The 320-nt window shown below is 47.2% G+C and carries 1 tRNA gene; it reads right to left on the bottom strand.

Annotation, left to right across the window (positions count from 1 at the left end):
• Position 1 precedes the first annotated feature (1 nt).
• A tRNA-Met gene (locus Q1B07_RS26890) sits at positions 2-60 on the bottom strand.
• Positions 61-320: the final 260 nt, after the last annotated feature.

Genomic DNA, 320 nt, shown 5'->3' with positions numbered 1-320 from the left:
AGGCAGGATTTGAACCTGCGACCTTCGGGTTATGAGCCCGACGAGCTACCAGACTGCTCCACCCCGCGACGATAATAATAAATTTAGTTGTTCTATATTCCCGGATATTGCCTAATACTGACCGTCCCGATCTCAGGAAGCTTATTCAAGGAGCAGCTCAATCGGTACGCTGATGTTAATTCGGTGAAGCTTATTCTTTCGTGCTCCACTCCGCGACGATAATAATACTTAAAAATAAAACTATTACCTGGCAACGTCCTACTCTCACAGGGGGAAACCCCCAACTACCATCGGCGCTGAAGAGCTTAACTTCCGTGTTC

Origin of the sequence: uncultured Metabacillus sp., from assembly GCF_947503125.1 — a bacterium.
Lineage (GTDB): Bacteria > Bacillota > Bacilli > Bacillales > Bacillaceae > Metabacillus.
The sequence above is the reverse complement of the archived record's forward strand: the minus strand, read 5'-3'. Positions and strand labels throughout refer to the sequence as shown.